Source organism: Streptomyces sp. NPDC014882 (assembly GCF_043081325.1).
Classification (GTDB): Bacteria; Actinomycetota; Actinomycetes; order Streptomycetales; family Streptomycetaceae; genus Streptomyces.
Genome location: NZ_JBIBWL010000018.1, coordinates 146,937 through 167,544, shown reverse-complemented (window position 1 = coordinate 167,544; position 20,608 = coordinate 146,937). Strand labels below are relative to the sequence as shown.

The following is a 20,608-nucleotide window of genomic DNA, read 5'->3' as shown; positions in this document are numbered from 1 at the left end:
GACGACCGCGGTGACCGCGGCGGCTTCCGCCAGCGCGACGACAACCGCGGCGGCGGCAGCAGCGGTGGCGGCTTCGTCCGCCGTGACGACAACCGCGGCGGTGAGCGCGGGGGCGACCGCGGCGGGTTCCGCGGCCGTGACGACCGTGGCGGTAGGCCCGGTGGTTTCCAGGGCCGCGACGACCGCGGGGGCCGGCCCGGTGGCTTCCGGGGGCGTGACGACCGGGGCGGCCGTGACGACCGCCGCGACGACCGGCGTGGCGGCGGTCGGTTCCGTGAGGACCGGGACCGGGACCGCGAGCCCATCAAGCGGCTGCCGATCCCCGAGGACGTCACCGGCGAGGAGATCGACAAGGACGTACGGCAGGAGCTGCAGAGCCTGCCCAAGGGTCTCGCCGAGGACGTCGCCAAGAACCTGGTGATGGTCGCGCGCCTCATCGACGAGGAGCCCGAGCGCGCCTACGGGTACGCGAAGGTGGCGCTGCGGCTGGCGTCGCGCGTCGCCGCCGTACGGGAGGCGGCCGGATTCGCGGCGTACGCCACCCAGAAGTACAGCGAGGCGCTGGCCGAGTTCCGTGCCGCCCGGCGGATGACCGGGACCGTGGAACTGTGGCCCGTCATGGCCGACTGCGAGCGCGGGCTCGGGCGGCCGGAGAAGGCGCTGGAGATGGCCGGCGCGCCCGAGGTGCACAAGCTCGACAAGGCCGGGCAGGTGGAGATGCGGCTCGTCGCGGCCGGCGCCCGGCGTGACATGGACCAGCTGGACGCGGCCATCGTGACGCTCCAGAGCCCCGAGCTGGCCTCGAACTCCGTGCAGCCGTGGACCGCGCGGCTGCGGTACGCCTACGCCGACGCGCTGCTCGCCGCCGACCGCAGGAGCGAGGCGCGCGAGTGGTTCGCGAAGGCCGTCGAGGCGGACCGGGACAGCAGCACCGACGCCTCCGACCGGCTCGCCGAGCTGGACGGTGTGGAGTTCGTCGACGCGCTGGACGAGGACGAGAACGACGACGTCGTCGCCGAGGACGGGCGACCGGCCGAGGGCAAGGCCGACGACCAGGACTGACGAGGATGAGGAAAAGGGGGCTCGGCTCCGGTGCCGCACCGGAGCCGAGCCCCCTTTTCCGTTCTCCCGGTCGGGCTCCCGGTCAGAGGTCCAGTGCCCGCAGGACCAGGCCCGAGGCCGGTTTCGGGCCGAACGACGTCGACTTGCGGGGCATCATGACGCCCTGCCGGGCGAGGTCGCGGACGACCTCCTCGCGGACCGGATGCAGCAGCACGGCCGTACCGGCGTCGCGTTCCGCCTTCTCGACCGTCGCGGCCGCGTCGTGGATGTAGGCGATGCGGGCGGGGTCGTCCTCGGGGACGTGCCACACGTGGTCGAGGAGCGCGGCGTGCAGGACCGTCGCGTCGAGGGTGCGCCAGGCCCGCGGGCGGTCGGCGGGGACCGTACGGGCGAGGAGGGCCGGGTCCGGGCGGTCCAGGAGGTGGAAGGCGCCGTCGCCGGCCAGCAGGAAGGCGTTGCCCGCGGCGGTCGCGTCCGCGAGGGCGCCGAGGGCCCGGGACAGCGGCGTCTCCAGGCGCCGCACGCGGAACAGCCCCTCCACCGCGGCCAGGGCCTCGGCGACCGGCAGGCCGTGCAGGAGACGGTGGATGGCGCGGACGCGCAGCGGGTGGCGGGCCGTGTCCACGAGGAGGACCAGGCCGTCGTCCCAGGGACCGGGGGAGGGGTGCTCCGCGCGTAGACGCAGGTACGTCGCCCAGCGGTGGTGGCCGTCGGCGATCAGGGCCTGGTGGCGGGCGAGGTCGGCCTGGACGCGCGCCACCTCGGCGGGGTCGGTGATCGACCACAGCCGGTGGCTGAAGCCGTCCTCCGTGGTCGTCGACAGGAGCGGGGACCGCTCCGCGGTCCGCTCGACGGTCTCCGTCGCCGTACCGTCGCCGCGGTACGTCAGCAGCAGCGGCTCGAGGTTGGCCCGGGTGGCGCGCATCAGGGCCGCGCGGTCGGCGACGACATGCGGCATCACGTCCTCGTGGGGGAGGACGACGCCGGCCGAGGGCTCGGACACCCGCAGGGTGCCGATGAGGCCGCGCTGCAGCGTGCCGTCGGCGTGCCGCTGCTCGTAGACGTACAGGGCGGGTACGGCGTCGGTCGTCAGGACGCCTTCGGCGAGCCAGCGGCGGAGGGTGTCCGCGGCCTGCTCGTTGCGGGCGCCGGGGGTGGTGGCCTGAGGGAGGATCAGGCGGACGATGTTGTGCGGGTCCGCGTCCTGGAGGTGGTGCAGGCCGTCGGGGCGGACCACGACGTCGTACGGCGGGGAGGTGACGGCGGCGAGACTGCCGACCCGGTCGGGGTCGTAGCGCAGGCCTCGGAACGGGGTGAGTTCCAGGCCTCGGGGCGCCGCCGCTTCCGAGTGACCTGCTGAGTTCATCCCGGCATCGTACGTGTGCCGGTGGCATGCGGGATGATCGGGGAAAGCGATCGAACGAGGAGCGATGCGGAATGAGCCGGAGCGTCAGGACGAGGCCCGAGGGCAGTGGCCAGGCCCTGAGCGAGGCGTACGACACGGCGCTGCTCGACCTGGACGGGGTGGTGTACGCGGGCGGGAACGCGATCGTGCACGCCGTCGAGTCGCTGGCCACCGCCCGTGACGGCGGGATGCGGCTGGCGTACGTCACCAACAACGCGCTGCGCACGCCCGACGCCGTGGCGGACCACCTCACCGAGCTGGGGATACCCACCGCGGGGGACGACGTCATCACCTCGGCGCAGGCGGTCGCCCGGCTGATCGCCGAACAGGTGCCGGCGGGGGCGCGGGTCCTGGTGATCGGCGGGGAGGGCCTGCGGGTCGCGCTGCGCGAGCGCGGGCTCGAACCCGTCGAGTCGGCGGAGGACGACCCGGCGGCCGTGGTGCAGGGGTTCGGCGGGCCCGACCTGCCGTGGGGGCGGTTCGCCGAGGCGTCGTACGCCGTCGCGCGCGGTGTGCCGTGGTTCGCGTCCAACACCGACCTGACGATTCCGAGCGGGCGGGGCATCGCGCCGGGCAACGGCGCGGCGGTGGAGGTCGTGCGGATCGCGACCGGGGCCGAGCCGCAGGTCGCGGGCAAGCCGCTGCCCCCCATGCACCGCGAGACGATCCTGCGGACCGGCGCCGAGCGGCCGCTGGTGGTCGGGGACCGGCTGGACACCGACATCGAGGGCGCGTTCAACGGCGGGGTCGACTCGCTGCTCGTGCTGACCGGGGTGACCGACGGCGCGCGGCTCCTCGCGGCGCCGCCGCAGCACCGGCCGACGTACGTGGACGCCGATCTGCGCGGCCTGCTGACCGGGCAGCCGGAGGTCACCGAGGAGGGGGACGGCTTCCGGTGCGGGGGATGGACCGCGTCGGCCGGGACGGAGAGGCTCGAACTCGACGGTGAGGGCACCGACCTGGACGGGCTGCGGGCGCTGTGTGCGGCGGCCTGGACCGCGGCGGGCGACGGATCGTGCGGGCTGGACGGGGGGAAGGCGCTCGCCCGGCTGGGACTGTAGGCCGGTGGCGCGGCCGCCGCGGTGACCCCTGCGGCGGGGGATCGGCCGTGGTCGCGGGCCGGGGCCGGGGCCGGGGCCGCGGGCGTGGTCGCGGCTTTCGGGCGACGGCCTCGACCAGTCGGCGAACAGAAATAGCAGGGTAGGCTAACCTAACCGCGTGTTGGTCGACAGTGTTCCCGAACAGCGCGCGGAGAGCGCCCCCGCGCCCCCGCCCCGCAGGACCCCGCGGTCCCTCGGGCTGCTCGTGTCCGTCGCCGTCCTGCTGCTGGTGGCGGTGGCGAGCATCGCCATCGGCGCCAAGGAGCTGTCCCTGGACCAGGTGTGGCACGGCGTGTTCCAGGACACGGGGACGTACGGCGACGTCGTCGTGGGGGAACGGGTGTCGCGGACCGTGCTCGGACTGCTGGTCGGCGCCGCGCTGGGACTGTCCGGAACGGTGCTCCAGGCCCTGACCCGCAATCCGCTGGCCGACCCCGGACTGCTCGGCATCAACGCGGGCGCCTCGGCCGCGGTGGTCACCGCCATCACCTACCTCGGCGTGACCAGCGTCAGCGGCTACGTCTGGTTCGCCTTCCTCGGCGCGGCGGCCGTCGGCGCGCTGGTCTGGTTCCTGGGCGGCAGCCGGGGCGCCACGCCCGTGCGGCTCGCGCTCGCCGGCACCGCGCTCAGCGCCGCGCTCTTCGGTTACGTCCAGGCCGTGATGATCATGGACAAGGCGGCGCTCGCCCGGATGCGCTTCTGGACGGTCGGCTCGCTGACCTCGGCGACGAACGACACGATCTGGCGGGTGCTGCCCTTCCTGGCGGTCGGCACGCTGCTCGCCTTCGCGCTCGCCCGGCCGCTGAACGCCATGGCCATGGGCGACGACACCGCCAAGGCCCTCGGCGCCCACCTCAACCGCACCCGGGCGCTGTCCATGCTCGCCGCCACCGTGCTGTGCGGGGCCGCGACCGCCGCCTGCGGACCCATCGTGTTCGTCGGACTGATGGTCCCGCACGCGGTGCGCTCCTTCACCGGGCCCGACCTGCGCTGGATCATGCCGTACGCGGCGGTCCTGTCGCCCGTGCTGCTGCTGGGCTCCGACGTGATCGGCCGGGTCGTCGCCCGCCCCTCGGAGGTCCAGGTGGGCATCATCACCGCACTCATCGGCGGCCCGGTCTTCATCCATCTCGTACGACGGCGGAGGACGGCCCAGCTGTGAAGACCGCACCCCAGCCCGAGCCGCAGCGCACCACGAGAACAGAAGGAGCGGCGCAAGCGCCGGAAGCGACGAGAACGGCAGGAGCCCCGGAGGGCGCCGAGACCGGACGTCGCGGCGCCGGCGCGATCAGAGCCCTGCGCACGCCCGGCGGGCTGTCCCTCCGGGTGCACCCGCGTTCCCTGGTCGTCGTGCTCGTGCTGGCCCTGGCCGCCCTCGCCGCGAGCGTGGTGCTCATCGGCACCGGCGACTTCCCCATCTCCACCGGCGACGTACTGAGGACACTCGCCGGCAACGGCACCGAGGGCCAGGAGTTCATCGTCAACGAACTGCGGCTGCCGCGGGTCGTCGTGGGGCTGCTGGTCGGCGCCGCGCTGGGGCTGGGCGGCGCCGTGTTCCAGGCCGTCTCCCGCAACCCGCTGGGCAGTCCGGACGTCCTCGGGCTCGGGCAGGGGGCGACGGCCGGCGCGCTCGTGGTGATCGTGCTGATGTCCGGCTCCGCGAACCAGGTCGCCGTCGGCGCCCTCGTCGGCGGCCTGGTCACCGGCGCCGCCATCTACCTGCTCGCCTGGAAGCGGGGCGTGCACGGCTACCGCCTGGTCCTCGTCGGCATCGGCGTGTCGGCGATCGCGACCGCGGTCAACGGCTACCTGATCACCAAGGCCGACCTGGTCGACGCCGCCCGCGCCGTCGTGTGGATGACCGGATCGCTCGACGGCCGGGACTGGAAGCAGGTCTGGCCGCTGCTCGCGCTGTGCTGCGTGCTCGTCCCGCTCGTCCTCGCCAACGCGCGCGGGCTGCGCATGATGGAGATGGGCGACGACGTCTCCCACGCCCTCGGGGTGCGCGTGGAGCGGGTACGGCTGCTGCTCATGGTGTGCGCCGTCCTCCTCACCGCCTCCGCCACCGCCGCCGCGGGCCCCGTCGCCTTCGTGGCGCTCACCGCGCCCCAGCTCGCCCGCCGCCTGACCCGCGCCCCCGGACCGAACCTCGTACCCGCCCTGTTCATGGGCGCCGCCCTCCTGGTCACCGCCGACTGGGCCGCGCAGCGGATGTTCGGCGACGGACAACTGCCCGTGGGCGTGGTCACCGGCGTGCTCGGCGGCGTCTACCTGCTGTGGCTGCTGGTCACCGAGCGCCGGGCGGGCCGGATATGAGCGGCCCCACCACCCGTGCCGGCCGCGGGCCGGACGACCGAAGGAGCACCGTGAACCGCCTGTCCGCCGAGAACGTCACCCTCGCCTACGACCAGCGGGTCATCGCCGAGCGGCTGTCGGTGGAGATCCCCGACAACTCGTTCACGGTGATCGTCGGCCCCAACGCCTGCGGCAAGTCGACGCTCCTGCGCGCGCTGTCGCGGATGCTCAGGCCGAGCGGGGGCCGGGTGCTCCTCGACGGGCAGGTCATCCAGTCGATGCCCGCCAAGAAGGTCGCCAGGACGCTCGGGCTGCTGCCGCAGTCCTCGATCGCGCCCGACGGCATCACGGTCGCCGACCTGGTGGGCCGCGGCCGCTACCCGCACCAGGGCATCCTGCGCCAGTGGTCGGCCGAGGACGAGCGGGTCGTCCAGGAGTCCATGGCCCGGACCGGGGTCGCCGAACTCGCCGAGCGCTACGTCGACGAGCTGTCCGGCGGTCAGCGCCAGCGGGTGTGGATCGCGATGGCCCTCGCCCAGCAGACCCCGCTGCTGCTCCTCGACGAGCCGACCACCTACCTGGACATCCAGCACCAGATCGACGTCCTCGACCTGTGCGCCGAACTCCACGAGGAGCAGGGCCGCACCCTGGTCGCCGTCCTGCACGACCTCAACCACGCCGCCCGGTACGCCACCCACCTCATCGCGCTGAAGGGCGGCACGGTGATCGCGCAGGGCGCGCCCGGCGACGTCGTCACGGCGCCCCTGGTCGAGGAGGTCTTCGGACTGCGCTGCCAGGTCATCGACGACCCGGAGACGGGGACGCCGCTGGTGGTGCCGGCCGCACGCAAGGCACGCGCACGCGTGCCGGTGACGGAAGCCCCCTGACGATCACGGGAGGCCGGGGGCGGGAACTCAGGGGGCCGGGAAGCCGGGAAGCCTCAGGCCGGGAAGCCGGGGCACCGGGGACCGGGGGGCGCCCCCCCCGAGAGCGCGTGAGCTTCCCGAGGTCACAGGAGCTTCCTGAGCCGGAACAGATCCCTGAGGCTCGCCTCCAGCCGCACCCGGCCCGAGCCCCACGCCTTGGCGAAGTTCATCTCCCCGTCGACCAGCGCGACCAGGTCGTCGCCGGCCATCCGCAACCTGATCCCGGCCCGCTCGGCAGGAGGACCCTGCACGGTGTCCCGCACGACGATCCGGCCGTCCGTCATCCGGCCGACGAACGTGACGTCCAGGTCGGTGATCCAGCAGCTCACCGACCGGTCGAGGGCGGCGGCCGCGCGGGCGTCCCCCTCGGCGCGGCCCATGCTCCGCGAGAACTTCTCGAGTGCGGCGCGGCACTCCTCGATCGTGGCCATCGCGCTCGACGGTACCCCAGCGGTTCGCGGTAGCGTCGGGGCATGAGCGACACACTTCCGGAGACGGCGGTCACGCCTCGGGAGCGGGAGAGGGAGCCTGAGCCGGAGCCGGAGTACGCCCCCTCCGCCCCCGCACCGCTCCAGGTGCCCCGCACCCCCACCGGGGACGCCGGGGTGGACGCCCACCTGGGCCGGCTGGCCGACGCCGACCACCTCGCCACGGACGGACACCTCGAGGTGTACGAGGATGTACACCGGGGGCTGCGCGACGCGCTCACCGCGCTCGACGCCCGCCCGGGACCTCCGGTCCCCACCCGTCACCCGACCACCACCCCTGAATGAGACCCTGCGGGTCCCCCTTCAATCCGACGCATGGCAGTAGGAGCTGAACCGAACGTGGCAGGAGTCGCACGTCGTCGTCTGGACGCGGAGCTGGTGCGCCGCAAACTCGCGCGCTCGCGTGAGCACGCCGGTCAGCTGATCGCCGCGGGGCGGGTCTCGGTCGGGAAGACCGTCGCCACCAAACCCGCCACACAGGTGGAGACGGCGGCGGCGATCGTCGTCTCCACCGACGACAGCGACCCCGACTACGTGTCGCGGGGCGGGCACAAACTCGCCGGTGCCCTGGAGGCGTTCGTGCCGCGGGGACTCCTGGTCGGGGGACGACGGGCGCTGGACGCCGGCGCGTCCACCGGCGGCTTCACCGACGTGCTGCTGCGGGCGGGGGCCGCGCACGTCGTCGCGGTCGACGTCGGCTACGGGCAACTCGCCTGGTCTCTCCGCAACGATGAACGCGTCACCGTCAAGGACCGTACGAACGTACGCGAGTTGACGCTCGAAGCGATCGATGGGGAGCCAGTGGATCTTGTCGTGGGGGACTTGTCCTTCATCCCGCTCGGGCTGGTGCTGCCGGCCCTGGCACGGTGCGCCGCGCCGGACGCGGACCTGGTGATGATGGTCAAGCCGCAGTTCGAGGTGGGCAGGGAACGGCTGGGCAGCGGGGGCGTCGTGCGCAGCCCCCAGCTGCGGGCCGAGGCGGTGCGGGGCGTGGCCCGCAAGGCGTGGGAGCTGGGACTCGGCGTGAAGGGGGTCACCGCCAGCCCGCTGCCCGGGCCCTCCGGCAACGTCGAGTACTTTCTGTGGCTCCGGGCCGGGGCGCCCGCCCTGGACCCGGCCGATGTCGACCGTGCAGTTGCGGAGGGGCCGCGTTGACCCAGAACCGAGCTCGTACTGTTTTCCTGCTGGCCCACACCGGGCGGCCCGCCGCGATCCGCAGCGCGGAACTGGTGGTGAAGGGGCTGCTGCGCGAGGGCATCGGGGTGCGCGTCCTGGAGTACGAGGCCGCCGACCTGCCCCTGCCGGGCGAGGTGGAGCTGGTCTGCGAGGCCACCCCGCAGTGCCTGGAGGGCTGCGAGCTGCTCATCGTCCTCGGCGGTGACGGGACGCTGCTGCGCGGCGCGGAGTTCGCGCGGGCGTCCGGGGTGCCGATGCTCGGCGTGAACCTCGGCAGCGTCGGCTTCCTGGCGGAGGCCGAGCGCGACGACCTCGACAAGGTCGTCGACCGGGTGGTCACGAAGTCGTACGAGGTCGAGGAGCGGATGACCGTCGACGTCGTCGTGCACCGCAACGGGGACATCGTGCACACCGACTGGGCGCTGAACGAGGCGGCCGTGCAGAAGGCCGGCGCGGAGAAGCTGCTCGAGGTGGTGCTGGAGATCGACGGGCGGCCGGTCACCGGGTTCGGCTGCGACGGGATCGTGCTGTCGACGCCGACCGGCTCCACCGCCTACGCCTTCTCGGCCGGCGGGCCCGTGGTGTGGCCCGAGGTCGAGGCACTGCTGATGGTGCCGATCAGCGCCCACGCCCTGTTCGCGAAGCCGCTGGTCACCTCGCCGAACTCGGTGCTCGCGGTCGAGCTGCTGCCGCACATCCCGCCGGGCGTCCTGTGGTGCGACGGGCGGCGCACCTTCGAGCTGCCGCCGGGAGCCCGGGTCGAGGTGCGGCGCGGAGCCGTGCCGGTGCGCCTGGCCCGCCTGCACCACGCGTCCTTCACCGACCGGCTGGTGGCGAAGTTCGCCCTGCCCGTCTCCGGGTGGCGCGGGGCGCGGCACTAGGGCGTGTTTCGAAAGCAGCGTCGTCCGTCCGAAGGGCGGGCGGGACTTTCGACACACCCTCCAGGAGAGGCCGGCGCCCCGGTACGGCCCGGGCGCCGGGCCGCCCCCGCGTCGGCGGGGAGCACCGCATCCACGACTCGTCCGGGACGGACCCGACGGATCGTCCCCGCCACGGCGCAGACCTGTCAGGGCAACGACGATCGGCTGACAAAAGTAACGCCCGACCATCGTTACGGGGGGCGGCGTCGCACGCCGCCGGCAAAACCTCGTATGGTCGGGGACGTGTTGGAGGAGATGCGGATACGGTCGCTCGGAGTCATCGACGACGCGGTCGTCGAGCTGTCGCCGGGCTTCACTGCCGTCACCGGCGAGACGGGCGCGGGCAAGACCATGGTGGTCACCAGCCTCGGGCTGCTGCTGGGCGGGCGCGCCGACGCCGCGCTCGTGCGGCTCGGCGCCGACAAGGCGGTCGTGGAGGGGCGGATCGCCGTGCCCGCGGGCGCTCCGGTGGCCGTACGGGCCGAGGAGGCCGGGGCCGAACTCGACGACGGAGCGCTGCTGATCAGCCGCAGCGTGTCCGCCGAAGGGCGGTCGCGGGCGCACGTCGGCGGGCGGAGCGTGCCCGTCGGCGTGCTCGCCGAGCTCGCGGACGAGCTGGTGGCCGTGCACGGACAGACCGACCAGCAGGGGCTGCTGAAGCTGTCCCGGCAGCGGCAGGCCCTCGACCGGTACGCCGGTGACGCGGTCGCCGTGCCGCTCGCCCGGTACACGGAGGCCTACCGGCGGCTGCGGGCCGTCTCCGCCCGGCTCGACGAGATCACCACGCGCGCGCGTGAACGGGCCCAGGAGGCCGACATGCTGCGCTACGGCCTCGACGAGATCGCCGGCGTCGAGCCGCGCGCGGGCGAGGACGCGGAACTGGCGGAGGAGGCGGAGCGGCTCGGCCACGCGGAGGCGCTGTCCTCGGCCGCCACGGCCGCCCACGGCGCCCTCGCGGGCGACCCCGAGGACCCCGAGGGCATCGACGCCACCACGCTCGTCGCGGGTGCCCAGCGGGCCCTGGAGGCCGTGCGGTCGCACGATCCGGCGCTGGCCGCGCTCGCCGACCGCATCGGGGAGATCGGGATCCTGCTGGGCGACGTGGCGGGGGAGCTGGCGGGGTACGCCGACGACCTCGACGCCGATCCGCTGCGGCTGGCGGCCGTCGAGGAGCGGCGGGCCGCGCTGACCGCGCTGACCCGGAAGTACGGCGAGGACGTCGACGCGGTCCTCGACTGGGCCGAGCGGGGTGCCGCCCGGCTCGGCGAACTGGACGGGGACGACGAGCGGATCGGCGAGCTGACCGCCGAGCGCGACGCGCTGCGGGCCGAACTGGGCGGCCTGGCGCAGTCCCTGACCGACGCGCGGACGGAGACCGCCGAGCGGTTCGCCGCCGCCGTGACCGCCGAACTGGCCTCGCTGGCGATGCCGCACGCGCGCGTGTCGTTCGACATCCGGCAGACCGAGGACCCCGAGGGCGTGGAGGTCGACGGCCGTCCCGTCGCCTACGGGCCGTCCGGCGCCGACGAGGTCGAACTGCTGCTCGCCCCGCATCCGGGGGCGCCGCCGCGGCCCATCGCCAAGGGCGCGTCCGGCGGTGAGCTGTCCCGCGTGATGCTGGCCGTCGAGGTCGTGTTCGCGGGGACGGACCCCGTGCCGACGTACCTCTTCGACGAGGTCGACGCGGGTGTGGGCGGCAAGGCGGCGGTGGAGATCGGACGGCGCCTGGCGCGGCTCGCGAAGACCGCGCAGGTCGTCGTCGTCACCCACCTGCCGCAGGTGGCGGCCTTCGCCGACCGGCAGCTGCTGGTCGAGAAGACCCACGACGGGTCCGTGACCCGGTCCGGTGTGAAGGTGCTGGAGGGCGAGGAGCGGATCCGGGAGCTGTCCCGGATGCTCGCCGGCCAGGAGGACTCGGAGACGGCGCGCGCGCACGCGGAGGAACTGCTGGAGACGGCACGCGCGGACGCGTAGCGGCTCGGGCGGAGGGCGGGACGGCGGGCCGCACGGGCCGGTCCCGCCCTTCGGTCTTCCCGCGGCGGCCTCCCTAGGCTGACCCGATGATCACACGAAGGAGCAGGAGGGTCGCGTTCGCGGCGGCGGCCGGTCTCACCCGAGCGGGGGCGGCCGCCCTGGGCGCGGCGGCGCCCGGCGGGCCGGCGCGCTGGGAGCGGACGAACTTCGCCGGACGGACCGTGGAGTTGTACGCCGGCCCGGCGGCCGTCCTCGCGGCGGCGCTCGGGGCGGCACGGGTGCGTCCGGCAGCGGCCGGGGCCGTACTGGCCGCCGGGGCCTGCGGGGCGTACGACGACCTCGTGGGCGCCGGTGACCCGCGACGCGGCTTCCGGGCGCACCTGGGGGCGCTGCGCCGGGGCGAGGTCACCAGCGGGGCCGTCAAACTGGGCGGGATCGGCGCGGCGGGGCTGCTGGCCGGGGCCCTGCTGAGGGAACGGCCCCTGGACAAGGTGCTCGCGGGCGTCGTGATCGCCGGGACGGCGCACCTCGTCAACCTCGTGGACGTACGGCCCGGACGAGCCGCCGGCGCCGTGCTCGCGCTGGGCGCGCCGGGGCTGCTGCGGGACGGCCCCGCCGGGGAACTGGCCGCGGTGGCCACGGGGGTCGCGACGGCCGTGCTCCCGGACGACCTGGGGGAGCGCGCGATGCTCGGTGACACCGGGGCGCACGCGCTGGGCGCGCTCCTGGGGGCGGCGGTCGCGGTGGGCGGCGGACGCGCGGGACTCGTGGCGCACGCGGTCGCGGTGACGGGCGCGGCGGTGTACGGGGACCGGGTGAGCCGGCCGGCGCGGATCGGGACGGGCGGGGCGGTGCGGATCGGGCGGCGGGCGGCAGCGCGAGGGCGCACGCCGGTGTGAGGGGAGGCGCGCGGACGTGGCCGGCCATGACGGCGGCGGCTCGGCGGGACGCGCCGGCCGACGCGGCCGGGTGAACGGGGCGGCCGGATCTCCTGCCGACGTGCCGTCAGGGCTCCGAAGGGCCCTTCCGAGCCCCTCCGGGTCCTTCAGGGCCCGGGGATCCGGCCACGCGCCGGTCGGCGCACCGCACGGGCCGCCCGGCGCGCACGCGCCCCGGGGTCGCCGTCGTCTCGTGACAGGACCTCGCCCGAGCCGCGGCGGCCGGCTCACCCGCCGAACGAAAATCCGCCCACCTTCACTCGTGTGGGTGATGCGTGGTGGCGTGTTGCCGGGGCGGCGGGTGCTCGGCGGTACGGAACACCCGTGCGCCCTGGCATCCTTGGGTGGAGGACGCGGAGGAGTGCGAGTGGTCCACCCCCGCGTCCGAGTCCCTTCTGTACGTTCCTTCGAGACCCCCCGATGCCGAACCAGGAGCCCCGGCCACGTGAGCAGCCACTCACCGCACGGCCAGTCGCCGCTGCGCACCGTGCAGGTGCTGGGCGGGGGCAACGCCGGCAGCAGCGCCCATGTGCGCTCCCTGGCCGCGGGGCTCGTCGCACGGGGCGTGCGGGTGACGGTGTGCGCCCCCGCCGAGTCCGATCACCTGCACGACTTCACGGGCACCGGAGCCGACCACGTGCCCGTGCCCCGCAGCAGCGATCCCGCGTCCGTGGCGGCACTGCGGGCGGCCTGTGCGGACGCCGACCTCGTCCACGCGCACGGACTGCACGCCTCCTTCCGGGCCGTGCTCGCGCTCAGCGGGCGGCGCACCCCGCTCGTGGTCACCTGGCACAACAGGGCGCACGCCGAGGGAGCCCGCGCCCATCTGCTGCGCCTGCTGGAGCGGCGGGTCGCCAGGGCGGCGGCCGTGGTGCTCGGCACCACCTCCGGCCTCGTGGACCGAGCCCGCCGCACCGGCGCCCGGGACGCCCGGCTCGCCGCCGTGGGACTGCCCGGACCCCGCGGGACCGAGGGGGACCCGGAGCGGCCGCGGGCCAAGGTGCGGGCCGAACTCGGCGCGATCGAACGCCCGTTGCTGATGGCCGCCGGCTCCCTCGACCGGTTCTGCGGTCACGACGTCCTGCTCGACGCCGCGCGCGCGTGGAACCGCCTGGACCCCGTGCCGCTGGTCGTGGTCGCGGGGGAGGGGCCGCTGCGACCGGAACTCCAGCACCGCATCGAGGACGAGGGACTGCCCGTCCGGCTCCTCGGGCGTCGCGACGACGTGAGCGAACTGCTGGCCGCCGCCGACCTCGCCCTGCTGCCCGGCGCCGGGGAGTCGCGTTCGGTCCTGGCGCAGGAGGCCCTCCACGCGCGCGTACCGCTCGTCGCGGCGCGGACCGGCGGAGTGCGCGAACTCGTCGGCGACGCGGCCGAACTGGTCCCGCCCGGCGACGCGGAGGCCTTCGCCGACGCCGTCGCACGCCTGCTCGCCGCCCCCGAACACCGCGAGCGACTCCGGGAGTCGGGCGCCCGGCAGGCGGCCACCTGGCCGAGCGAGGACGACACCGTCGCCCAGGTCCTCAGCGTCTACGACGAGTTGACGCAGCCGCTGCCGATGATCTGACGCGCACCCGCGCACCCGCGCACCCGTGCCACCCTCCCGCGGCACCCGCGCACCCCTCCCGCGGCACCCGCCGACGGCGGCTCAGGGCACCAGCCGTCGGGCCCGCAGCGCCAGGCTCAACGCCAGCACCGTCTGCGGGTCGTCGAGGTCGGTGCCCAGCAACTCACCGATGCGCGCGAGCCGGTTGTACAGCGTCTGCCGGTTCAGGTGCAGCTCGCGGGCCGTCTCCGCCTTGCGGCCCGCGTGCGCCAGATAGGTCTCCAGGGTGGGCAGCAGGGGCGGTTTGGAGCGGTGGTCGTGGTCACGGACCGGGCCGATCGCGCGGTCCACGAAGGCCGCCAGGTCGGGATGGTCGCGCAGCCGCCACAGCAGCAGGTCGATGTCGAGACGGCGGGCGTCGTACCAGGGCAGGTCCGGCAGGCCCTGCGCCGCCGTCGCCGTCTCCGCCGCGTGTCCGAGGCCCGCCGAGGCCGCCGCCCAGCCGCCCGCGACGCCGACCACCACGACCGGCGGCCGGGCGCCCGGCCGCTGGATCCCGGCCCGTTCCACCCCGGCGCGCAGCGCCGCCGCGACCCGGTCCGCGACCGCCGGCCGCTCCGACTCCGCGCGCAGGCCCAGCAGCAGCGGCACACGGCCCTCCACGGGCCGCACGCCCAGCAGGGCCGGCACCCCCACCGACGCCAGCTCCTCCGCCACCGCCCGCGCCAGCACCGCCCAGCCGCCGCCCGGGGACAGCGTGTCGCCCAGCCGCATCACGACCGGCAGCAGCGGACCGTCGCCGGGCCTGAAGCCGAGGACACGCGCCTGCGCCGGAGCGTCCTCCGCCGCGATGCGCCCCTCGGCGAGGTCGGTCAGGAAGTCGCCCCGGCCGCGTGCCGCCAGCTCCTCCTCCTGCCGCGCCTGCATCAGCACCACGGCCAGGATCCCGGCGGCCCGCTCGGCGGCGATCCGGTGCACGGGAGCGAGCGCGGCACGTACCGGCAGCAGCACCAGCCGGGCCCGCACCGCACCCGTTCCCGGCCCGCCGCCGGGGACGTCCACCAGCACCGAACCGGCCGGCGCGTCCTTGTGCGGGCCCCGCAGCCCCTCCCACACCTGGAGCGGGTCCGCCCCCTCCGGCCCGGCGCCGGCGGCGTACAGCAGCTGTCCGCCGGTGGTCTCCAGGAACACCGGGTTGCCGCTGAAGTCGGCCAGGATGCCGAGGACCTGGGGGATCCCCCCGCCGTCCAGCAGCGCCCGGGTGCAGCGCCGGTGCACCTCCTCGGCCTGCTGGAGCAGCGCGTAGTGGCCGTTGACGATCTCGGTGTGGATCTCCTCGGTGACCGTGACGAACGGCACCTCGCGGTGCAGCTGGACCAGCGGCAGGCCGGTCGCGCGGGCCGTCTCCACCAGCGCCGCCGGCAGCCGGGCGAAGCGGGGGCCCAGCTCGACCACCAGGGCCGCGATGCCCCGCTCGGCCAGCGTGCGCACGAACGCCCGCTGCTCCGCCGGACGGGCGCCGAGGCCGTACCCGGTGGTGAGCAGCAGCTCGCCGCCCTTGAGCAGGGAGGCGATGTTCGGGACCTCCCCGGCGTGCACCCAGCGCACCGTGCGGCCCAGCCGCTCCGCGCCCGCCAGGATCTCGGGCAGCCCGCTGCGCAGACCGGGCAGCTCCAGCGCCCGCCGCACGGTGATGCCGGCGCCCCGGCTGTCGAATCGGTGGTCCGCGTGGCTGTCCATGCAGCGGACGCTACCCGCGGACCCCGTCCGGTCACATCTCCCGCCCGGCCGCGGCAGGGCGCCGCGGCCGGGGGGACCCGCGGGCTCAGCCGCCGTACGCCCCCGAGGCCGTCAGGCGCAGGGCCGTGTCGATCAGGGGGACGTGGCTGAAGGCCTGGGGGAAGTTGCCCACCTGGCGCTGCAGGCGCGGGTCCCACTCCTCGGCGAGCAGCCCCAGGTCGTTGCGCAGCGACAGGAGCTTCTCGAACAGCTTGCGGGCCTCGTCCACGCGGCCGATCATCGCCAGGTCGTCCGCCATCCAGAACGAGCACGCCAGGAAGGCGCCCTCGTCGCCGGGGAGGCCGTCGACGCCCTCGCTCTCGCCCTCGGTCGGGTAGCGCAGGATGAAGCCGTCCTCCGTGGACAGCTCGCGCTGGATCGCCTCGATGGTGCCGATCACGCGCTTGTCGTCCGGGGGCAGGAAGCCCATCTGCGGGATCAGCAGCAGCGACGCGTCCAGCTCCCTCGAGCCGTAGGACTGCGTGAAGGTGTTGCGCTCCTTGTCGTACCCCTTCTCGCACACGTCCCGGTGGATCTCGTCGCGCAGCTCGCGCCAGCGCTCCAGCGGGCCGTCCGCGTCACCGGACTCGATCAGCTTGATCGTGCGGTCCACGGCCACCCAGGCCATCACCTTGGAGTGCACGAAGTGGCGGCGCGGGCCGCGCACCTCCCAGATGCCCTCGTCCGGTTCCTGCCAGTGCTTCTCCAGGTAGCGGATCAGCTTCAGCTGGAGCAGCGAGGCGTAGTCGTTGCGGGCCAGGCCGGTCATGTGGCCCAGGTGCAGCGCCTCGGTGACCTCGCCGTACACGTCCAGCTGGAGCTGGTGCGCCGCGCCGTTGCCGACCCGGACCGGGGCGGAGCCCTCGTAGCCGGGCAGCCAGTCCAGCTCCGCCTCGCCCAGCTCGCGCTCGCCGGCGATGCCGTACATGATCTGGAGGTTCTCCGGATCGCCCGCGACCGCGCGCAGCAGCCACTCGCGCCAGGCGCGGGCCTCCTCGCGGTAGCCGGTGCGCAGCAGCGAGGACAGGGTGATGGCCGCGTCGCGCAGCCAGGTGTAGCGGTAGTCCCAGTTGCGGACCCCGCCGATGTCCTCGGGCAGGGAGGTGGTGGGCGCCGCCACGATGCCGCCGGTGGGGGCGTACGTCAGCGCCTTCAGCGTGATCAGCGAACGGATCACCGCCTCCCGGTAGGGCCCGTGGTACGTGCAGTGCTCGACCCACTCGCGCCAGAAGTCCTCCGTGGCCTGGAGCGACTGCTCCGGCTCCGGCAGCGCGGGCGGCTCCTTGTGCGAGGGCTCCCACGAGATGGTGAACGCGATCCGGTCACCGGGGGCGACCGTGAAGTCGGAGTACGTCGTCAGCGACTTGCCGTAGGTCTCGGCCTCCGTGTCGAACCACACCGAGTCGGGACCGGCGACGGCGACCGTGCGGCCCTCGTGCTTGTGCACCCACGGCACGACGCGGCCGTAGGAGAAGCGCATCCGCAGGGTCGAGCGCATGGGGACGCGGCCCGAGACGCCCTCGACGATCCGGATGAGCTGCGGGGCGCCGTCGCGAGGGGGCATGAAATCGGTCACCCGGACCGTGCCGCGCGGGGTGTCCCACTCGGACTCCAGGATCAGCGAGTCGCCCCGATAGCCGCGCCGGGCCGCCCGCGGCGGTTCGGCGTCGGCGGCGTGCGCCGGGCCGAGCCGCCAGAAACCGTGCTCCTCGGTGCCCAGCAGCCCGGCGAAGATCGCGTGGGAGTCGAAGCGGGGCAGACAGAGCCAGTCCACCGTCCCGTCGCGGCAGACCAGCGCGGCGGTCTGCATGTCTCCGATGAGTGCGTAGTCTTCGATGCGCCCGGCCACGTGCAACTCCAGTCGAACGGCCACGTAGCCCCCATCAGGCGGGGGCAGTCGCTTGGTGCGGTCAAGGGAAAATGTGTCATGCGTCGTTGAGCGGTGAAGCAAAGCAGTCGCTCTACCGTGTTGGCAAAAGGCCAATTCTTGCTCAACGAACTGACGAGCTCTCATTGTTCCGGTGGGTACGGGCTGGGGTGTGCCGTCTTGCCGACCGGGCTCGGCAGCGAGTGTCCGAGCAGGATACGACGCACGTAGATGATCTGTGTGCCGCTCCGGGCAACACGGATGGGCCGAACGGGTGAGCAGCGGGTGAGGACCCGGTGCGCCGGTGCCCCGGAGTGCAGGACCGTGTGCGGAGCGTGGCCGGAAGCCGTCCCCCCGAGGCGCTGATACCCTGGTAGCCCGTGGACCGGTGGGCACGAAACCCCCGAACCGCAGCGACGGCACCCCCGGAGATCTCCGGCACGCACCGCCGGAGACCTCTTCCGGGAGCCGCACCGCACCCCCAGATCGCGACCACGGGAGCCCCCTCTTGGCCATGCCGCCCGCTGCTTTCCGAAACAGCTCCGCCACGACGACCAAGCACATCTTCGTCACCGGGGGTGTCGCCTCCTCCCTCGGCAAGGGGCTGACCGCCTCCAGCCTCGGCATGCTGCTCAAGGCGCGGGGCCTGCGCGTCGTGATGCAGAAGCTCGACCCCTATCTCAACGTCGACCCCGGCACGATGAACCCCTTCCAGCACGGTGAGGTGTTCGTCACCAACGACGGCGCCGAGACCGACCTGGACATCGGCCACTACGAGCGCTTCCTCGACCGCGACCTCGACGGCTCCGCCAACGTCACCACCGGCCAGGTCTACAACACGGTGATCGCCAAGGAGCGCCGCGGCGAGTACCTGGGCGACACCGTGCAGGTCATCCCGCACATCACCAACGAGATCAAGCACCGCATCCGGCGGATGGCGACCGACGAGGTCGACGTGGTGATCACCGAGGTCGGCGGCACGGTCGGCGACATCGAGTCGCTGCCGTTCCTGGAGACCGTCCGCCAGGTCCGCCACGAGGTCGGCCGGGACAACGTCTTCGTCGTGCACATCTCGCTCCTGCCCTACATCGGTCCCTCGGGCGAGCTGAAGACCAAGCCCACCCAGCACTCCGTGGCCGCCCTGCGCAACATCGGCATCCAGCCGGACGCGATCGTGCTGCGCTGCGACCGCGAGGTCCCCACCGCGATCAAGCGGAAGATCTCGCTGATGTGCGACGTCGACGAGGCCGCCGTGGTCGCCTGCCCCGACGCCAAGTCGATCTACGACATCCCCAAGACCGTGCACGGCGAGGGCCTGGACGCCTACGTCGTCCGCAAGCTGGACCTGCCGTTCCGGGACGTGGACTGGACGACCTGGGACGACCTGCTCGACCGCGTCCACCACCCCGACCACGAGATCACCCTCGCCCTGGTCGGCAAGTACATCGACCTGCCCGACGCCTACCTCTCGGTCACCGAGGCGCTGCGCGCCGGCGGCTTCGCCAACAAGGCCCGCGTCAAGATCAAGTGGGTCACCTCGGACGACTGCAAGACGCCGGCGGGCGCCAAGGCGCAGCTCGCCGACGTGGACGGCGTCTGCATCCCCGGCGGCTTCGGCGACCGCGGCGTGCTGGGCAAGGTCGGAGCGATCCGCTACGCCCGCGAGAACCGGATCCCGCTGCTCGGCCTGTGCCTGGGCCTGCAGTGCATCGTGATCGAGGCGGCCCGCAACCTCGCCGGCATCGGCGACGCCAACTCCACCGAGTTCGACCCGGCCACCGCCCACCCGGTCATCTCCACGATGGCCGAGCAGCTCGACATCGTCGCCGGCGAGGGCGACATGGGCGGCACCATGCGACTGGGCATGTACCCGGCGAAGCTGGCCGAGGGCTCGATCGTGCGCGAGGTCTACGACGGCAAGGAGTACGTCGAGGAGCGCCACCGGCACCGCTACGAGGTCAACAACGCCTACCGCGCGGAGCTGGAGAAGAAGGCGGGCGTCCTGTTCTCCGGCACCTCGCCGGACGGCAAGCTCGTCGAGTACGTGGAGTACCCGCGCGACGTCCACCCCTACCTGGTCGCCACGCAGGCCCACCCGGAGCTGCGCTCGCGGCCGACCCGACCGCACCCGCTGTTCGCCGGGCTGGTGAAGGCCGCGGTCGAGCGGAAGACCTCGAAGTAACACACCAGTTGTACGGTGGCCGGGGTGCGCGCCTTCACAGGTGAGCACCCCGGCCGCTTCCTTCTGGTTCCCCGGTTCGGCACGGCCGGTTCTCCTCCGGCCGGATTCCTTTTGTACGTGTGGAAGGACAGGGCATGACGATCAAGGACACCGCGCAGGCGTGGGAGATCCGCGCGACGACGACTCCCTTCGTGGGCAAGAAGACCTCCGTCCGCACGGACGAGGTGGTCATGCCCGACGGCTCCGTCGTCCACCGCGACTACCAGGTCCACCCCGGCTCCGTGGCCGTCCTCGCCCTCGACGACGAGGACCGCGTCCTGCTGATCAAGCAGTACCGCCATCCCGTGCGGCAGAAGCTGTGGGAGATCCCGGCCGGCCTGCTCGACGTGCCCGGCGAGAACCCGCTGCACGCCGCCCAGCGGGAGCTGTACGAGGAGGCCCACGTCAAGGCCGAGGACTGGCGGGTACTGACCGACGTCTACACCACCCCCGGCGGCTGCGACGAGGCGGTGCGCGTCTTCCTGGCCCGCGGTCTGTCCGAGGCCGAGGGGGAGCGCTTCGTGGTCGAGGACGAGGAGGCCGACATGGAGCACGCGCGGGTGCCGGTCGACGAACTCGTACGGGGGGTGCTCGCCGGCGAGCTGCACAACAACTGCCTCGTCGTGGGCGTCCTGTCGCTGGTCGCCGCGCGCGGCGGCGAGGGGCTCGACGCGCTGCGCCCGGCACAGGCGCCGTGGCCGGCCCGCCCCTTCGAGGCGTGACCCCGCTTCTTCGGGGCGTGATCCCGCTTCTTCGGGGCGTGATTCCGCTCCTCGGGGCGCGGCGCCGTCCCTGCGGGGCGTCACCCCGTCCCGCGCCCTCCCGTCGGCCCTTGCGGTGTGACGATCTGCTGATCCGATCGGGGGACGTCACCGCCGTGCTCCTCACGGAACGTCGCAGAGCGTGAACTA

At 74.0% G+C, this 20,608-nt stretch carries 17 protein-coding genes; 13 read left to right on the top strand and 4 right to left on the bottom strand.

The annotated features are described in order from the left end of the window. Positions 1-312 precede the first annotated feature (312 nt). Complete coding sequence (locus tag ACF09K_RS31050) at positions 313-1,062, top strand: hypothetical protein (protein WP_392248656.1); 750 nt, start codon at positions 313-315, stop codon at positions 1,060-1,062. An 82-nt stretch (positions 1,063-1,144) separates the two neighbouring features. Here the strand turns inward: ACF09K_RS31050 and ACF09K_RS31045 are convergent, their stop codons facing one another. Continuing rightward, positions 1,145-2,428 (bottom strand): DUF1015 domain-containing protein, encoded by a 1,284-nt coding sequence (locus tag ACF09K_RS31045; protein WP_392248648.1) that lies wholly within the window; start codon positions 2,426-2,428, stop codon positions 1,145-1,147. A gap of 71 nt (positions 2,429-2,499) precedes the next feature. Here ACF09K_RS31045 and ACF09K_RS31040 point away from each other — a divergent pair, with 71 nt between their 5' ends. The 4 genes from ACF09K_RS31040 to ACF09K_RS31025 all read left to right on the top strand — a co-directional run bounded on the left by ACF09K_RS31040 (position 2,500) and on the right by ACF09K_RS31025 (position 6,749). Continuing rightward, a complete protein-coding gene (locus ACF09K_RS31040; protein WP_392248647.1) occupies positions 2,500-3,528 on the top strand; it encodes an HAD-IIA family hydrolase in 1,029 nt (342 codons plus the stop codon). A 157-nt stretch (positions 3,529-3,685) separates the two neighbouring features. Then, positions 3,686-4,729: a FecCD family ABC transporter permease gene (locus ACF09K_RS31035; protein ID WP_392248646.1), complete on the top strand. Its 1,044-nt coding sequence runs from the start codon at positions 3,686-3,688 to the stop codon at positions 4,727-4,729. 125 nt (positions 4,730-4,854) lie between these two features. Beyond that, positions 4,855-5,883: a FecCD family ABC transporter permease gene (locus ACF09K_RS31030; RefSeq protein WP_392248655.1), complete on the top strand. Its 1,029-nt coding sequence runs from the start codon at positions 4,855-4,857 to the stop codon at positions 5,881-5,883. Beyond that, positions 5,880-6,749, top strand: a complete 870-nt coding sequence (locus ACF09K_RS31025) for an ABC transporter ATP-binding protein (protein ID WP_392248645.1) — start codon at positions 5,880-5,882, stop codon at positions 6,747-6,749. The genes ACF09K_RS31030 and ACF09K_RS31025 overlap by 4 nt, the downstream gene beginning before the upstream one ends. 122 nt (positions 6,750-6,871) lie before the next feature. Here the strand turns inward: ACF09K_RS31025 and ACF09K_RS31020 are convergent, their stop codons facing one another. Next, positions 6,872-7,219: a sterol-binding protein gene (locus ACF09K_RS31020; protein WP_392248644.1), complete on the bottom strand. Its 348-nt coding sequence runs from the start codon at positions 7,217-7,219 to the stop codon at positions 6,872-6,874. 42 nt (positions 7,220-7,261) lie between these two features. Between ACF09K_RS31020 and ACF09K_RS31015 the strand changes: the two genes are divergently transcribed. From ACF09K_RS31015 to ACF09K_RS30990, 6 genes are all read left to right on the top strand, one after another. After that, positions 7,262-7,561 (top strand): hypothetical protein, encoded by a 300-nt coding sequence (locus ACF09K_RS31015; RefSeq protein WP_392248643.1) that lies wholly within the window; start codon positions 7,262-7,264, stop codon positions 7,559-7,561. 54 nt (positions 7,562-7,615) lie between these two features. Beyond that, positions 7,616-8,431, top strand: coding sequence for a TlyA family RNA methyltransferase (locus tag ACF09K_RS31010; RefSeq protein WP_392248654.1), 816 nt, complete (start codon positions 7,616-7,618; stop codon positions 8,429-8,431). Continuing rightward, positions 8,428-9,333: an NAD kinase gene (locus tag ACF09K_RS31005; RefSeq protein ID WP_363092761.1), complete on the top strand. Its 906-nt coding sequence runs from the start codon at positions 8,428-8,430 to the stop codon at positions 9,331-9,333. Before ACF09K_RS31010 ends, ACF09K_RS31005 begins: the two co-directional genes overlap by 4 nt. 270 nt (positions 9,334-9,603) lie before the next feature. Beyond that, positions 9,604-11,346 (top strand): DNA repair protein RecN, encoded by a 1,743-nt coding sequence (recN, locus tag ACF09K_RS31000; RefSeq protein ID WP_392248642.1) that lies wholly within the window; start codon positions 9,604-9,606, stop codon positions 11,344-11,346. Positions 11,347-11,432: 86 nt separating this feature from the next. Beyond that, positions 11,433-12,245 carry a hypothetical protein gene (locus ACF09K_RS30995; protein ID WP_392248641.1) on the top strand — a complete coding sequence of 271 codons (813 nt, stop codon included), beginning with the start codon at positions 11,433-11,435 and terminating at the stop codon, positions 12,243-12,245. Positions 12,246-12,729: 484 nt separating this feature from the next. Next, positions 12,730-13,851: a glycosyltransferase family 4 protein gene (locus ACF09K_RS30990; RefSeq protein WP_392248640.1), complete on the top strand. Its 1,122-nt coding sequence runs from the start codon at positions 12,730-12,732 to the stop codon at positions 13,849-13,851. 81 nt (positions 13,852-13,932) lie between these two features. On the opposite strand, the gene ACF09K_RS30985 is transcribed toward ACF09K_RS30990, so the two are convergent. Next, complete coding sequence (locus ACF09K_RS30985) at positions 13,933-15,570, bottom strand: PucR family transcriptional regulator (RefSeq protein WP_392248639.1); 1,638 nt, start codon at positions 15,568-15,570, stop codon at positions 13,933-13,935. Positions 15,571-15,655: 85 nt separating this feature from the next. Continuing rightward, complete coding sequence (locus ACF09K_RS30980; RefSeq protein WP_392248653.1) at positions 15,656-17,458, bottom strand: glycoside hydrolase family 15 protein; 1,803 nt, start codon at positions 17,456-17,458, stop codon at positions 15,656-15,658. 532 nt (positions 17,459-17,990) lie between these two features. Here ACF09K_RS30980 and ACF09K_RS30975 point away from each other — a divergent pair. Further along, positions 17,991-19,658, top strand: a complete 1,668-nt coding sequence (locus ACF09K_RS30975; RefSeq protein WP_392248638.1) for a CTP synthase — start codon at positions 17,991-17,993, stop codon at positions 19,656-19,658. A gap of 134 nt (positions 19,659-19,792) precedes the next feature. Beyond that, positions 19,793-20,419: an NUDIX domain-containing protein gene (locus tag ACF09K_RS30970; protein WP_392248637.1), complete on the top strand. Its 627-nt coding sequence runs from the start codon at positions 19,793-19,795 to the stop codon at positions 20,417-20,419. The last annotated feature ends 189 nt before the right edge of the window (positions 20,420-20,608 follow it).

What these genes read in the sequence shown, in the direction of transcription:
- ACF09K_RS30975 (WP_392248638.1), top strand. Translation starts at nt 17,991, where the DNA reads ATGCCGCCCGCTGCTTTCCGAAACAGCTCCGCCACGACGACCAAGCAC.
- ACF09K_RS30970 (WP_392248637.1), top strand. Translation starts at nt 19,793, where the DNA reads ATGACGATCAAGGACACCGCGCAGGCGTGGGAGATCCGCGCGACGACG.
- ACF09K_RS30985 (WP_392248639.1), bottom strand. Translation starts at nt 15,570, where the DNA reads ATGGACAGCCACGCGGACCACCGATTCGACAGCCGGGGCGCCGGCATC.
- ACF09K_RS31015 (WP_392248643.1), top strand. Translation starts at nt 7,262, where the DNA reads ATGAGCGACACACTTCCGGAGACGGCGGTCACGCCTCGGGAGCGGGAG.
- recN (WP_392248642.1), top strand. Translation starts at nt 9,604, where the DNA reads ATGGTCGGGGACGTGTTGGAGGAGATGCGGATACGGTCGCTCGGAGTC.
- ACF09K_RS31020 (WP_392248644.1), bottom strand. Translation starts at nt 7,219, where the DNA reads ATGGCCACGATCGAGGAGTGCCGCGCCGCACTCGAGAAGTTCTCGCGG.
- ACF09K_RS31040 (WP_392248647.1), top strand. Translation starts at nt 2,500, where the DNA reads ATGAGCCGGAGCGTCAGGACGAGGCCCGAGGGCAGTGGCCAGGCCCTG.
- ACF09K_RS31045 (WP_392248648.1), bottom strand. Translation starts at nt 2,428, where the DNA reads ATGAACTCAGCAGGTCACTCGGAAGCGGCGGCGCCCCGAGGCCTGGAA.
- ACF09K_RS31025 (WP_392248645.1), top strand. Translation starts at nt 5,880, where the DNA reads ATGAGCGGCCCCACCACCCGTGCCGGCCGCGGGCCGGACGACCGAAGG.
- ACF09K_RS30995 (WP_392248641.1), top strand. Translation starts at nt 11,433, where the DNA reads ATGATCACACGAAGGAGCAGGAGGGTCGCGTTCGCGGCGGCGGCCGGT.